General features: G+C 72.7%; 11 protein-coding genes and 1 pseudogene. 9 read left to right on the forward strand and 3 right to left on the reverse strand.

Features of this window, described 5'->3' with window-relative positions:
• Window positions 1-37: 37 nt before the first annotated feature.
• Genes CLV43_RS09460 through CLV43_RS09490 form a run of 7 tightly spaced genes read left to right on the forward strand, consistent with a single transcriptional unit; the run spans window position 38 to window position 7,297 of the window.
• Window positions 38-898, forward strand: coding sequence for an STAS domain-containing protein (locus tag CLV43_RS09460; protein ID WP_106186657.1), 861 nt, complete (start codon window positions 38-40; stop codon window positions 896-898).
• On the forward strand, window positions 898-1,302 hold the full coding sequence (locus tag CLV43_RS09465) for an STAS domain-containing protein (RefSeq protein ID WP_211304289.1): 405 nt from the start codon (window positions 898-900) through the stop codon (window positions 1,300-1,302). The genes CLV43_RS09460 and CLV43_RS09465 overlap by 1 nt, the downstream gene beginning before the upstream one ends.
• Complete coding sequence (locus tag CLV43_RS09470; RefSeq protein ID WP_106186855.1) at window positions 1,299-1,706, forward strand: anti-sigma regulatory factor; 408 nt, start codon at window positions 1,299-1,301, stop codon at window positions 1,704-1,706. The genes CLV43_RS09465 and CLV43_RS09470 overlap by 4 nt, the downstream gene beginning before the upstream one ends.
• Window positions 1,694-2,731, forward strand: a complete 1,038-nt coding sequence (locus CLV43_RS09475; protein WP_106186658.1) for an ATP-binding SpoIIE family protein phosphatase — start codon at window positions 1,694-1,696, stop codon at window positions 2,729-2,731. Before CLV43_RS09470 ends, CLV43_RS09475 begins: the two co-directional genes overlap by 13 nt.
• A 2-nt stretch (window positions 2,732-2,733) precedes the next feature.
• Entirely contained in the window at window positions 2,734-4,491 is a 1,758-nt protein-coding gene (locus CLV43_RS09480) for an ATP-binding response regulator (protein ID WP_106186659.1), read from the forward strand.
• Complete coding sequence (locus tag CLV43_RS09485; RefSeq protein WP_106186660.1) at window positions 4,488-6,071, forward strand: fused response regulator/phosphatase; 1,584 nt, start codon at window positions 4,488-4,490, stop codon at window positions 6,069-6,071. The genes CLV43_RS09480 and CLV43_RS09485 overlap by 4 nt, the downstream gene beginning before the upstream one ends.
• A 44-nt stretch (window positions 6,072-6,115) precedes the next feature.
• Window positions 6,116-7,297 carry a serine hydrolase domain-containing protein gene (locus CLV43_RS09490; protein WP_146174708.1) on the forward strand — a complete coding sequence of 394 codons (1,182 nt, stop codon included), beginning with the start codon at window positions 6,116-6,118 and terminating at the stop codon, window positions 7,295-7,297.
• 5 nt (window positions 7,298-7,302) lie between these two features.
• Here the strand turns inward: CLV43_RS09490 and CLV43_RS09495 are convergent, their stop codons facing one another.
• Entirely contained in the window at window positions 7,303-8,733 is a 1,431-nt protein-coding gene (locus CLV43_RS09495) for an ice-binding family protein (protein WP_106186662.1), read from the reverse strand.
• 310 nt (window positions 8,734-9,043) lie between these two features.
• Here CLV43_RS09495 and CLV43_RS09500 point away from each other — a divergent pair, with 310 nt between their 5' ends.
• Entirely contained in the window at window positions 9,044-10,312 is a 1,269-nt protein-coding gene (locus CLV43_RS09500; RefSeq protein ID WP_245886232.1) for a GAF domain-containing sensor histidine kinase, read from the forward strand.
• A 45-nt stretch (window positions 10,313-10,357) separates the two neighbouring features.
• Here CLV43_RS09500 and CLV43_RS49195 read toward each other — a convergent pair.
• Window positions 10,358-10,681, reverse strand: a pseudogene (locus tag CLV43_RS49195) (response regulator); the annotation flags it as partial.
• Complete coding sequence (locus CLV43_RS09510) at window positions 10,678-11,454, reverse strand: response regulator transcription factor (protein ID WP_245886233.1); 777 nt, start codon at window positions 11,452-11,454, stop codon at window positions 10,678-10,680. The gene CLV43_RS09510 and the pseudogene CLV43_RS49195, both read right to left, overlap by 4 nt.
• Window positions 11,455-11,613: 159 nt before the next feature.
• Between CLV43_RS09510 and CLV43_RS09515 the strand changes: the two genes are divergently transcribed.
• Window positions 11,614-12,705, forward strand: coding sequence for a C40 family peptidase (locus tag CLV43_RS09515; protein WP_106186664.1), 1,092 nt, complete (start codon window positions 11,614-11,616; stop codon window positions 12,703-12,705).
• The last annotated feature ends 10 nt before the right edge of the window (window positions 12,706-12,715 follow it).

Raw genomic sequence — 12,715 nt, forward strand, 5'->3', positions numbered from 1 at the left:
AGTGTCTGCCCCAAAGCAGGGTTACTAGGAGGCTTGTGTGGCTGGCGAAGCAGGGCACGTCCACCGCTTGACCGAGCTGTTGCGGGAGAACGCGGATGTGCTGATCGGCAGGTGGGTCGAGTCAGCCGCGGCCTCGACGCGCGGGCGGTCCACCAGCGCCGAGCTCGAACGGGACTTCCGCGAGCTGTTCACGGCCGTGCTCCCGGTCGCGTCCGGTGACGGTCGGGACCTGTCCGGGAACGGCTACGCCGAGATCCGGTCGCTGCTGGAGGAGCTGTCGCGCACCCGCGCGCGGCAGAACTTCAGCCCGGCGGAGACGGCGTCGAGCGTGTTCGCGTTGAAGGAGCCGGTGTTCCAGCTGGTCGACGAGCAGAACGACCAGGACCTGTTCCGCCAGGTCCTGGGCTTCTCCTCGCTGCTGGACGCGCTGGGCCTGTGGACCTTCGAGTCCTACTCGCGCGCCCGCGAGAGCATCATCAAGGAGCAGTCCGAGCAGCTGCTGGAGCTGACCACGCCGGTGGTCAAGCTCTGGGAGGGCGTGCTCGCGGTGCCGCTGGTCGGCACGCTGGACTCGGCGCGCACGCAGGTCGTGATGGAGAAGCTGCTGGAGGCGCTGGTCGAGACCGGCTCCGAGCACGCGATCATCGACATCACGGGGGTGCTCGCGGTCGACACCCAGGTCGCGCAGCACCTGCTCAAGACCGTCGTGGCCGCCCGGCTGATGGGTGCCGAGTGCACCATCTCGGGCATCCGCCCGCAGATCGCCCAGACGATCGTGGCGCTGGGCATCGAGTTCGGCGACATCGCCACCAAGGCGACGCTCGCCGACGCGCTGCGGCACGCGCTGCGCCGGGAAGGCGTGGACGTGGTGCGCCGCGGCGACGGGGTGAAGCGCTGATGGAACGCGTACCGATCCTCAAGATCGGTGGTGTGCTGCTCGTCTCGATCCAGATCGACCTCCACGACCAGAGCGTGCTCGCGCTCCAGGAGGACCTGGCCGAGCGGATCAGCGCCACGGGCGCCCACGGCGTCGTGATCGACATCTCGGCGGTGGAGATCGTCGACTCGTTCATCGGCCGGATGTTCGCCACGATCGCCTCGATCTCGCGGCTGTTCGACGCCGACACCGTGGTCGTCGGCATGCGCCCCGCCGTGGCGATCACGCTGGTCGAGCTGGGGCTCACCCTCGGCGGGGTGCGCACCGCGCTGGACCTGGAGCGCGGCATGCGGATCCTGCGGGTCCTCGGCCAGGAGAGCGGGCGGATCCCCGCGGGCGACCCGACCGGACTGGAGTGGTCGTGACGGCCTCCGGGCCCGAAGAGCTGCCCATCGTCTCGGACGAGGACGTGGTCCGGGTGCGCCAAGCCGTGCGCGGGTACGCCCAGCAGGTGCGCCTGTCGCTGGTGGACCAGACCAAGCTGGTCACCGCGACCAGCGAGCTGGCCCGCAACACGCTCGTCTACGGTGGCGGGGGCTCGGCGCGCATCGAGGTCGTCACCGACAACGGGCGCGAGGGCATCCGGGCGTCGTTCCAGGACGAGGGGCCCGGCATCCCGGACCTGACGCTCGCGCTGGCCGACGGCTGGAGCAGCGGCAAGGGCATGGGGCTCGGGCTGTCCGGCGCGCGCCGGCTCGTCGACGAGTTCGACCTCGACACCGAGGTCGGCCGGGGCACCACGGTGACGGTGGTCAAGTGGAAGCGCTGAACGAGGCGACGTGCCTGCCGCTGGCCGAGGACGTCGAGTGGGTCCGCGTGGAGGAGCCCGCCGAGGTCGGTCGGGTCCGGCGGGTCGCGACGACGCTGGCCGAGCGGTTGGCGTTCCCGGCGACGCGGATCGCCGAGGTCGGCATCGCGGTGACCGAGATCGCCACGAACCTGCACAAGCACGCGCGCGAGGGCGTGGTGCTGGTGCGGTCGGTGCGCGGCACGACCCAGGCCGCCGTCGAGGTGCTCGCCGTGGACAGCGGTCCGGGCATCGCCGACGTGGGGCTGGCGTTCCAGGACGGGCAGTCCACCACGGGCACGCTCGGGGTCGGGCTCGGGGCGGTGGCCAGGCTGGCCGACCGGTACGCGATCACCTCGCGGCCCGGTCGCGGCACCGCGCTGTCCGCGCGGTTCCACCCGCGCCGGGGCGACCTGCCGGAGATCCCCGAGGACGTCGCCGCCGGGATCACCCGCGCGATCGGCGGAGAGGAAGTCTGCGGCGACGCCTACGCGGTGCGCCGGAGCCCCGGCCGGATGGTCATGATGATGTGCGACGGCTCCGGGCACGGCCCGCTGGCCGCCACCGCGTCCCAGGCGGCCGTCCGGCTGTTCTGCGAGCTGGGGCCGACCGCGCCGGAGGACCTCGTCGCGAGGATCCACCGGGAGCTGCGCGGCACCCGCGGCGGCGCGGTCGCGGTCGCCGACCTCGACCTGGTCGGCCGGACCGTGCGGTACGCGGGACTGGGCAACATCGGGGGCGCCGTGCTGGCCGACGGCCAGAAGAAGGGCATGATCTCGGTCCCCGGTGTGGCCGGGTACCAGGCGCGCACGATCCGCGCGTTCGACTACCCGCTGCCCGAGGGCGCCGCGGTCGTCATGCACTCCGACGGCCTCACCGAGCGGTGGACCGTGGAGCAGGACGACGACCTCATGACCGCGGCGCCGCTGGTGATCGCGGGCGCCCTGCTGCGCGACGCGGGGGTGCGCAAGGACGACGCCTGCGTCCTGGTGGGGAAGACTCGCTGACCATGGCCCTCGACGCAGCGCGCACCGACCTGACGCGGATGACCATCCGCGACGAGTCGGACGTGTTCCAGCTCCGCGGCAAGGGCAGGCAGGTGGCCGCCGCGGTCGGGCTGGACGGGCAGGACCAGATCCGGGTCGCCACGGCGCTCAGCGACGTGGGGCGCGAGCTGGTCCGGCAGTCGGTCGTCACCACGGCCGTGTTCACCCTGCTGACCGAGCCCGCCCCCGCCCTCGTGGTCGACCTGGGCTGGGCGGGCGTGGTGACCACGACCGGTCCCGGCTGGAACACCGCGCGGATGCTGCTGCACGACGTGCGGTTCGAGCAGCACGAGCACACCGGCACCGTCGCGCTGCTGCGCAACTTCCCCGCGGGCGTCCTGGCCCCGTCTGCGACCGGGATCGACGGGGTCCGCCGCGAGCTGGGGGCCGCGGGCGAGGGCAACGCGCTCGACGAGCTGCGCGCGCAGAACCAGGAGCTGCTGGAGACGCTGGAGGACCTGGAGCAGAAGCGCCGGGAGCTGGAGCGGGCCAACGAGGAGCTCGAGGAGACCAACCGCGGCGTCCTGGCGCTGTACAAGGAGCTGTCCGACGAGCTGGAGCAGACCAACACCGGTGTCGTCGCCCTCTACGCCGAGCTGGACGTGAAGACGACCCAGCTGCGCGAGGCCGGTGAGGCGAGGACCCGGTTCTGGTCCAACATCAGCCACGAGCTGCGCACGCCGGTCAACTCGGTGGTCGGCCTGACCCGCCTGCTCGCCGTGCCCGGCGCCGACCCGCTGACCGACGAGCAGCGCAGGCAGGTCGACCTGATCAACGACTCGGGCACGACGCTGCTCGCGCTCGTCAACGAGCTGCTGGACACGGCGAAGGCCGAGTCGGGCAGCCTGCGGCCCCGGCCCGCGCCGGTGGACCTCAACTACATGTTCGTCCAGCTGCGCGGCGCGCTGCGGCCCATGATCCGCACCGACGCGGTCGAGCTGGTCGTCGAGGACCTGCCGGTGATGCCCGCTCTCGTGACCGACCCGACGATGCTGGTGCGGATCCTGCGCAACCTGCTGTCCAACGGCCTGAAGTTCACCGAGGCGGGCGAGGTGCGGCTGTCGGTGCGCGAGGAGGGCGACCGGCTGCGGTTCGTCGTCGCCGACACCGGGATCGGCATCCCGGCCGACCAGCACGACCGGGTGTTCGAGGAGTTCCACCAGGTGCCCAACCGCCTGCAGACCGGGGCGGCCGGGACCGGGCTGGGGCTGTCCTACGCCCGCACGCTCGCCACGATCCTCGGCGGCGACCTGAGCCTGAGCAGCACACCGGGCGAGGGCACCGAGGTCGTGCTGGACCTGCCGCTCGGGACGGTCGAGGACATCCCGCTCACCTCCGTCGGGATCGCCCTGCTGGTCGACGGCGCCGACGAGTCGCGCGGCAGGCTGCGGGCGGAGGTCGACACGCTCGCCGACGACGTCGTGGAGGCCAAGGACGGCCGGTCGGCGCTCAGCGCGGCCACCGGGACCCGGCCGGACCTGATCTTCCTCGACGCCGACACGCCCCTGATGAGCGGGGTCGAGGTGCTGACCGTGCTGCGCCAGGACCCCAACCTGGTGAGGGTGCCCGTCGTCCTGGTGTGCGGCGGTGACATCGGGGGTATGGAACTGGCGGCGTCCACTTTGGGCGCCGCCCTGCTGACGAGATCGCTGATCTCCGCCGGGACGGTGCGGCAGGCGATCAGGGAGGCCCACGTGGCGGTACGGAGGACGGCGTCATGAGCCCTCGCAACCCCCGGCGCCGATGGGGTTCGCGGTCCGGTCCGGCCAGGATCCTGGTCGTCGACGACCTCGACGCGAGCCGGTACATCACGGCCAGCTGGCTGCGCCGCAGCGGTCACGTGGTGGACGAGGCCATCACCGGTCGCGCCGCGCTCACCGCCCTCGGCGAGAACGAGTTCGACCTGGTCATGCTGGACGTGCACCTGCCGGACATGAGCGGGTTCGAGGTCTGCGAGATCATCAAGGCCGACCCCGCCACCGCCGCGCTGCCGGTGATCCACGTGTCCGCCACCTACGTCGAGCCCGAGGACAAGACCGTCGGGCTGACCCGCGGCGCGGACGCCTACCTGACCGAGCCCGTCGACCCCGGCGAGCTGCTGGCGACGGTCGAGGCCGCGCTGCGCTACTACCGGGCCCGGATGCTGGCCGAGCAGCTCGCCGACCGCCTCACCAGGCTGACCAGGGCCACGCTGTCGATCAACTCGGCCGACGGGTTCGACGCGCTGGTCGCCGCCGCCGCGGCCGGGGCGGCCGACGTGCTCGACACCGCCGCGGTCGCGATGCTGGTCACCGACTCCGACGTCCGGGTGGGCACCACCGGTGACGCGGGTGAGGTGGACCTGCGGACCGAGGAGGTCCCGCTGATCACCGGGGTGGTCGCCGCGGTGCTCGGCGACGGCGAGGGCGTCGAGGTGTCCTTCGTGGACAGTCCGCCCTGGGACCCCGGCACGCGTGCGGCGGTGGTGGTCGCGCGCAGCAAGCTCGGCAGGCCGCCGGTGTGCGTCGCGGTCGAGGCGTCCGCCGCGCAGACGCCCGAGGAGCGCAACCTGCTCGTGCAGCTGGGCCAGGCCACGGCGGTCGCCGCCGACGGTCTGCGCGCGCTGACCGAGGAGCACCTGCTCGCGTTGACGCTCCAGCGCAGCCTGCTGCCCAGCGCCCTGCCGGTGCTGCCGGGCCTGCCGATGGTCGCCCGCTACGTCCCGGCGTCGGCCAACGCCGAGATCGGCGGCGACTTCTACGAGGTCATCGACCTCGACGGGCGGCTGCTGGTCGCCATCGGCGACGTGTGCGGCCACTCGATCGAGGCCGCCACCGTCATGGGCGAGGTGCGCCACGCGCTGCGGGCGTACGCGATCGAGACCGACAACCCGGCGACGATCCTGACCAAGCTCGACCGGATGCTCGTGCGCTACCACCCGCGCGGCGGCCTGACGACGATGTGCCTGGTCCTCGTGGACCTCGAGGCGGGCACGATGGAGGTGGCCAACGCGGGCCACGTCCACCCGCTGGTGGTCGACGGGGACGGGGCTCGGTTCCTCGACGTCGGCGGTCCGCTGCTGGGCATCGACCTCCCCCACCCGCCCGCCACGTCCTTCCCGCTGCCCGACGGCACCCTGGTCGTGCTGACCACCGACGGGCTCGTGGAGCGGTCCGACAGCGACCTGGACGAGGGCATGGAGTCCCTGCGCACGGCCGTGTCGCACGGCGGCGACCTGGACGGGTTGGCCGACGGCCTGCTGGAGCGGTTCGGCGGCGGCAAGCGCGACGACATCGCCCTGCTGGTGTTCCGCAGGGCGTGATGTGCGGAGCGTGACATAAGGTCATCTCCGCGAGAGGGGTGACCGTGGTCCGGGGTGTGCTGGTCGGTGTGGTGCTGTCGGTGGCGTTGACGGGGGCCGCGTGCTCCTCGACGCCGGAGAGCGCGCCCGCGCCGTCGTCGGCCTCGTCGTCACCGACGCCGTCACCCCCGACGTCGGCCTCGGTCGTGGTCCCGCCGTCCACGACTCCCCCGGCCGCCGCGCCGGTGACCGTGGACCCGGCGGGCCGGGCGCTCGACGAGTACCTGGGCGGGATGGCCGCCGAGCAGCAGTTCCGCGGCGCGGTGGAGGTGCGCCGAGGCGCGGACGTGCTGCTGCGCAAGGGTTACGGCAACGCCGACGTCGGCACGGCCACCCCCGTCACGCCCGACACCCGGTTCCAGATCGGGTCGCTCACCAAGCAGTTCACCGCCGCGGCCGTCCTGCGGCTGCAGGAACAGGGCAAGCTGAGGGTCACCGACCCGGTCTGCGCCCACCTCGCGGACTGCCCGCCGGAGTGGGCGCCGATCACCGTGGACCAGCTGCTCACCCACACCTCGGGGCTCTACAACTACACCGAGGCGGGCGAGGACGAGGCCAAGCCGTTCCTGAACCGGCACGTGGTGCCCCAGGAGCTGGTCGACTACGTGAAGGGCAAGCCGCTGGACTTCACCCCCGGCACCCGGTGGAAGTACAGCAACTCCGGGTACGTCGTGCTGGGCGTGCTCGTCGAGCGGCTGTCCGGAGTGGACTACGCGACGTTCCTGCGGCAGCAGCTGTTCGACCCGCTGGGCATGCGCGACACCGGCTACGACACCGTCCGGTCCCCGCGCGCCAACGGCTACACGGACTGGACCACCCCCGGCGAGGACGACGTCTCGCTGTACTTCGCCGCCGGTGGTGTGCTGTCCACCACCGGCGACCTGGCCCGCTGGAACGCGTTCCTGCTCGCCGACAAGCCGGGCGTGATCAGCTCGACCTCGCTGGCCGCCATGATGAGCCCGCACGCCGACATCCCCGGCACCCAGGTCCACTACGGCTACGGCATCGAGGTGCACGGCGGTGGCGCCGACCTGACCTACGCCCACGGCGGTCTCGTCACGGGCTACCGCTGCGAGAACACCATCCGGCCGTCCGACGACCTGTCCGTCACGGTGCTGACGAACCTCTCGACCAACGACCCCGCGTCCATCTCCGGGCACCTGGTCGAGCTGGTCGGCCACCCCTGACGTGGTCACGACCGGCGTGAGCGCACCCGGCCGACGACCAGCAGCAGTGCACCGGTGAGGAACAGCAGCCCGCCGACGCCTGCCACGGCGGGCAACCAGCCGCTCACCCCGGTGCTCGCCAGCCCGGACGTGTCCGCGGTGTGGTAGGTGTCGTCCGGTCCGGGACCGCCGGTCCAGTACTCACCCGCGCCGGTGGTGTCCTGCGGGTACCAGCCGATCGCGGTGTCGGTGGTGGTCGTCGTGTCGTCGGTCGTCGTGTCGGTGGTCGACCAGGTGGTCGACTCCTCCGGGATCGTCCTCGACGGCTTCGTCCGGCTCGTCGTGGTGCTCGGCGCGGTCGTGGTGGTGCCCGCCCCGGTGGTCGTCGTGCTGGATTCGGTGGTCGTGGTGGTCTCGTCCGTCGTGGTCGTCGGCGACTGCTCGGTGGTCGTCGTCGGTGTTGTGGTGGTCGTGGTCTCGTCGGTGGTCGTCGGCTGCGTCGTGGTCGTGGTCTCGTCCGTGGTGGTGGTGCTGGAGCCGGTGGTCGTGGTGGTCTCGTCCGTCGTCGTGGTGGTCTCGTCCGTGGTCGTCGTGGTCCCGTCGGTGGTCGTCGTCGTGTCGTCGGTCGTGGTGGTCGGTTCCGTGGTGGTGGTCGTGTCGTCGGTCGTCGTCACGTCCGTCGTGGTCGTGGTGGTCGGGGTGGTGTCGCAGCCCGGTGTCGTGAAGACGTTGTCGTCCAAGGAGACCTGGCCGTTGCGGGCCAGCGCGCGACCCTCGACCACGGTCCCGGTGGTGACCGAGATGGACGTCAGGGCGAGGATCGTGCCGACGAACGTGGACGTGGTGCCCAGCGTCGCGGAGCTGCCGACCTGCCAGTACACGTTGCACGCCTGCGCCCCGTTGACCAGCACGACGGCGCTGGCCGACGCGGTGATCAGGGTGGAGGCGATCTGGAAGATGAACACCGAGCTCGGGTCGCCCTGGCCGTCCAGCGTCAGCGTGCCGCTCAGCCCGATCGGGCCGGTGGACTTGTAGACGCCGTCGGGGAGCGTCTGCCCGACCAGGTCACCGGAGATGCTCGCGGTCGGCGCGCGTCCGGCGGCGTCGTCGTAGGCGACCACCAGGTCGGACTGGGCCTGCGCGGCCTGCGCGTCGCCCGCGTGCGTCGCACCGGCCGAGGTGCCGGGTGGGAACCCGGTGATCGCGGTGCCGGGGCTGACGCCCAGGTCACCCTGCAAGGTGCTCGGCCCGGTGTTGGTGACCGTCTGGCCGCCGAGCACCGAGTAGCTCGCGACGGTGCCCAGCCCGACCGGGCTCGTGGCGGCGTAGGCGGACGGCGTCACCAGCAGGCCGACGGCGAACAGCGTCGCCGCCGCCGTGACCAGCCCTCCGGCCGCACCCCAGCGCGCACGTCGGAGCGGTGTGCCGCTCGGGGGTCGAACAGGATCGCGGTCCATGACAACGCCTTCCGTGGAGGAATACCCGGTACCTGATTGAGGCACGGCACGAGTCGGGGCGCGCACCCGTCGGCCGGGAATCGGCGGATCGAGAACCAAAAAAGGGGAAACGTTGACGAAGAATTGAGGCACCGCGATGTTTGACGGAATTCGCCGTTCACGCCAGAACTCGTCATTCACCCTCAGGAACATCAGGGCCACCCGAATGCCAGCCACGACGACTACCTGCACCAACAGTCCCGAGATCCGATGGTGGCCGAACGATCGAGTTTTTCTCACCCGTCCGTGGACGACGGAAGAAGAAAATGTAATGAACGCGCGACCGGCTCGATACCACGGGTACACCTACCTCGATGAAGGGCGGGCGATGTCGTCGGAGGAGCACGAGGCCGCACGCGTGGCGGCGCTGCACGCGCTGCGCCTGCTCGACACGCCGCCGGAGGACCGCTTCGACCGGATCACCCGTCTCGCCAGGGACCTGTTCGACGTGCCGATCGCGCTGGTGTCGCTGGTCGACGCCGACCGGCAGTGGACCAAGTCCAAAGCCGGGACCGCGCTCCGCGAGACCCCGCGCGACCTGTCGTTCTGCGCGTGCGTGGTCGACTCCGGCAGGTTCCTGGAGGTCCCGGACGCCTCGGTCGACCCGCGGTTCGCGGACAACCCGGCGGTGGTCGGCGGCCCGCGCCTGCGCTTCTACGCGGGTACTCCGGTCACGGCGCCGTCGGGGCACGTCGTCGGCACGCTCTGCGTGCTGGACCGGGTGCCGCGCAGGCTGACCGGGCGGCAGCGCGAGGAGCTGGGCGAGCTCGCCGCGTGGGTCGAGCTGGAGTGCGCGGCCGTGCGGTCGACCGAGTGGGAGCGGGAGACCGAACGGGCCCGGCGCGACTTCGTGTCGGTGGTCAGCCACGAGCTGCGGACGCCGCTGACGTCCATCCACGGATCGCTGGAGCTGATCGCGTCCGGCCGGTTCGGCGAGCTGCCGCCGCAGGTCGGCAGGCTGGTGGGCATCGCGGCGCGCAACACCGACCGGCTGGTCCGGCTGTCCCAGGACGTCCTGGACCTGCACCAGGCCCACCGGGGGCAGCTGCACCTGCGGTTGGGCGCGATCGCGCTGCCCGAGGTCGTGCGGCAGGCCGTGGACGCCGTGCGGGACGTGGCCGAACGGGCCGGGGTCGCCGTGGCGGCGGTCTGCGACGACCCCGCCGAGGTGCGCGGCGACGCCGACCGGCTGGTCCAGGTGGTGACCAACCTGCTGGTCAACGCCGTGCGCGTGTCCCCGCCCGCCGGACGGGTGGTGGTGACCTGCGGGGTGGTCGGGTCATGGGCGCGGATCGAGGTCCGCGACGACGGCCCCGGTGTCCCGCAGGGGCAGCTGGACGAGATCTTCGAGCCCTTCGTGCAGTTCGACGTGCCCGGTCAGCGGCGGTCGGGCGGCGCGGGCCTCGGCCTCGCGATCGCCCGCGGGATCGTCGAGGCGCACGGCGGCCGCATCGGCGCCCGCCCCGCCGACGGCGGTGGCAGCGCCTTCGAGGTCGCGCTGCCCGCGGCCGGGCCGGACGTCGACCTCGCCTGGTGGTAGCGGCGCCCAGCCGAGCACGGCGGCGACCTGGTCGCCGATGCGCAGCGGGTCGAACGGCTTGGCCAGCACGGCGGCGGCCCCGAGCGCGCGCAGCCGCGCGGTGAGCACCGGGTCGACCACCGCCGTGACGAACACGACCGGCAGGTGCGCGGTGCGGGGGTCGGCCCGCAGCGCGGCCAGCACGGCGGGCCCGTCCATGACCGGCATGTGCACGTCGAGCAGCACCGCGTCCACCCCGCCCGACCGGCACACCTCCAGCGCGAGCCCGCCCGTGGCGGCGGTCGGCGCGTCCCAGCCGCGGTACACGACCAGGCTCAGCGCCAGCACCTCGCGGGTGTCCGGTTCGTCGTCAACCACGAGCACCCTCACGACCCGTCCCTCCGCACGAACCGGTAGCCGACGCCGCGCACGGTGGTGATCAGGCCGTCCTCGCCCGTCGCGCCGAGCTTGCGCCGCAGGTTGGACATGTGCACGTCCACGGCGTGGTCGTCGGCCAGCCACGAACCGCCCCACACCCGTTCCCGCAGCTGGTCCCGCGTGTGCACCTGGCGCGCGTTCTCGGTCAGCGCGGCCAGCAGGTCGAACTCGATCTTCGTCAGAGGCACCGGCTCGCCCGCCACCCGCACCTCGCGCGCCTCCCGGTCGATCTCCAGCGCCCCGGCGGCGGACGGCGGCGGGGCCGCCAGCTCCCGCGGCCTGCGCAGCATCGCCTGCACGCGGGCCAGCAGCTCGCGCGGCGAGAACGGCTTGGTGAGGTAGTCGTCGGCCCCGACCGAGAGCCCGATCAGCTTGTCGACCTCCTCGGCGCGGGCGGTGAGGATCAGCACGTAGGCGTTGGAGAACCGGCGCAGCCGACGGCAGACCTCGATCCCGTCGGGTCCGGGGATGCCGAGGTCGAGCAGCACGACGTCGGGCGCCCAGTCGAGCGCGGCGGCCAGCGCGCGGTCGCCGTCGTCCACCGAGCGCACGTCCAGCCGGGCCGCCGAGAGCGCCATCCCGATCAGCTGGCTGACGTCCGGGTTGTCCTCGACCACCAGGACTTTCGCGGGCACGCTCACCGGCGCCATTGTCCGCGTCCTCCCCTGCCGCGCCACCGAAGGTGTGGCGCCGACGGCGATCCCGGAGTCCGGCGGGGTCCTCATGGGAGTGACGCTCCCGCTCACACCTCTGGGTGAGGTACGCGGAACCTCAAGTAATCCGCAAGGTATCCGGACAACCGGGGGCGACGGCCGCGGCGGGAATAGCGTCGGGGCTCCGACAACCCCTTCCAGGAGCAGGCCGATGCCATTTCCGAGTCCGTTGTGGAGCTGATCGCCGTCGCGCTCGCGGTCGCCCTGCTCACCGCCGCGCCCACGGCGCCCGCGGAGCCCGAACCGCCTGCCGGCCAGTCCGCCGAGAGCGCCAGGTACCAGGAGCTGAGCCGGGAGAGCGCGCGGACCAACGAGGACGTCCTGACCACCGCGCAGGACCTCGTCGACAAGCGGGCGGTCCTCGACGAGGCGACCACCGCGGCCGGGCGGTCCCGGCGGCTCGCCGACGACGCGCTGGCCGCGGAGATCCTCGCGAGCTCGGCCGCCGACCGGGCGCGCGCCACCGCGGACGGGCTGAGCGACGAGGTCGACCACATCGTCGAGATCTCGTTCAAGGGCCTGCGGCTCAACGGGCTCGCCGCGATCTTCAGCGCCGACTCCCCCGAGGAGTTCCTCGACGCCGCCATGATCATGGACTTCTACGCCGAGCGGCAGGGCGGGCTCGTGGCCGCCGCGGGCACGGCCGCCGACGACGCGCTGGCGGCGCGGCAGGTGGCCGTGGACGCCAGGACCAGCGCGGAGGCGAGCAGCGCCAAGGCCGACGAGGACCGCGACACCGCGCGACGGCTGACCGACGACGCGGTGGCGGCCGCGGACCTCGCGCAGCGGCGCAAGGCGGACCTGGACCGGGAGATCGACGACGTGCGCGGCGCCCTGGACCGGTTGGCCACCGCCGACCGGGCGGCGCTGGCGGGCACCGGCCCCGCCGTGGACGTCCCGCTCGTCGAGGGCGCGGCGGGCGACGCCGTCCGGTTCGCGCTGGCCCAGGTCGGCAAGCCGTACGTGTGGGGCGCGGTCGGCCCGGACTCCTACGACTGCTCCGGGCTGGTGATGACCGCGTTCGCCGACGCCGGGGTGTCCATCCCGCGCACCACCTACGCGCAGGCGCTGGTCGGCACACCGGTCCCGCGCGGCCAGGTCCGGGCGGGCGACCTGGTGCTCTACTACGACACCGTGAGCCACGTCGCGATGGCGATCGACGGCACGATGGCCGTGCAGGCCTCGACCGCCGGGGAACCGGTGAAGGTCAGCACCATCGACGGCATCGGCCCGATCGCGACCATCCGCCGGGTCGCGGGGTAGGGCGTGGCGG

This window comes from Umezawaea tangerina (assembly GCF_003002815.1).
Lineage (GTDB): Bacteria > Actinomycetota > Actinomycetes > Mycobacteriales > Pseudonocardiaceae > Umezawaea > Umezawaea tangerina.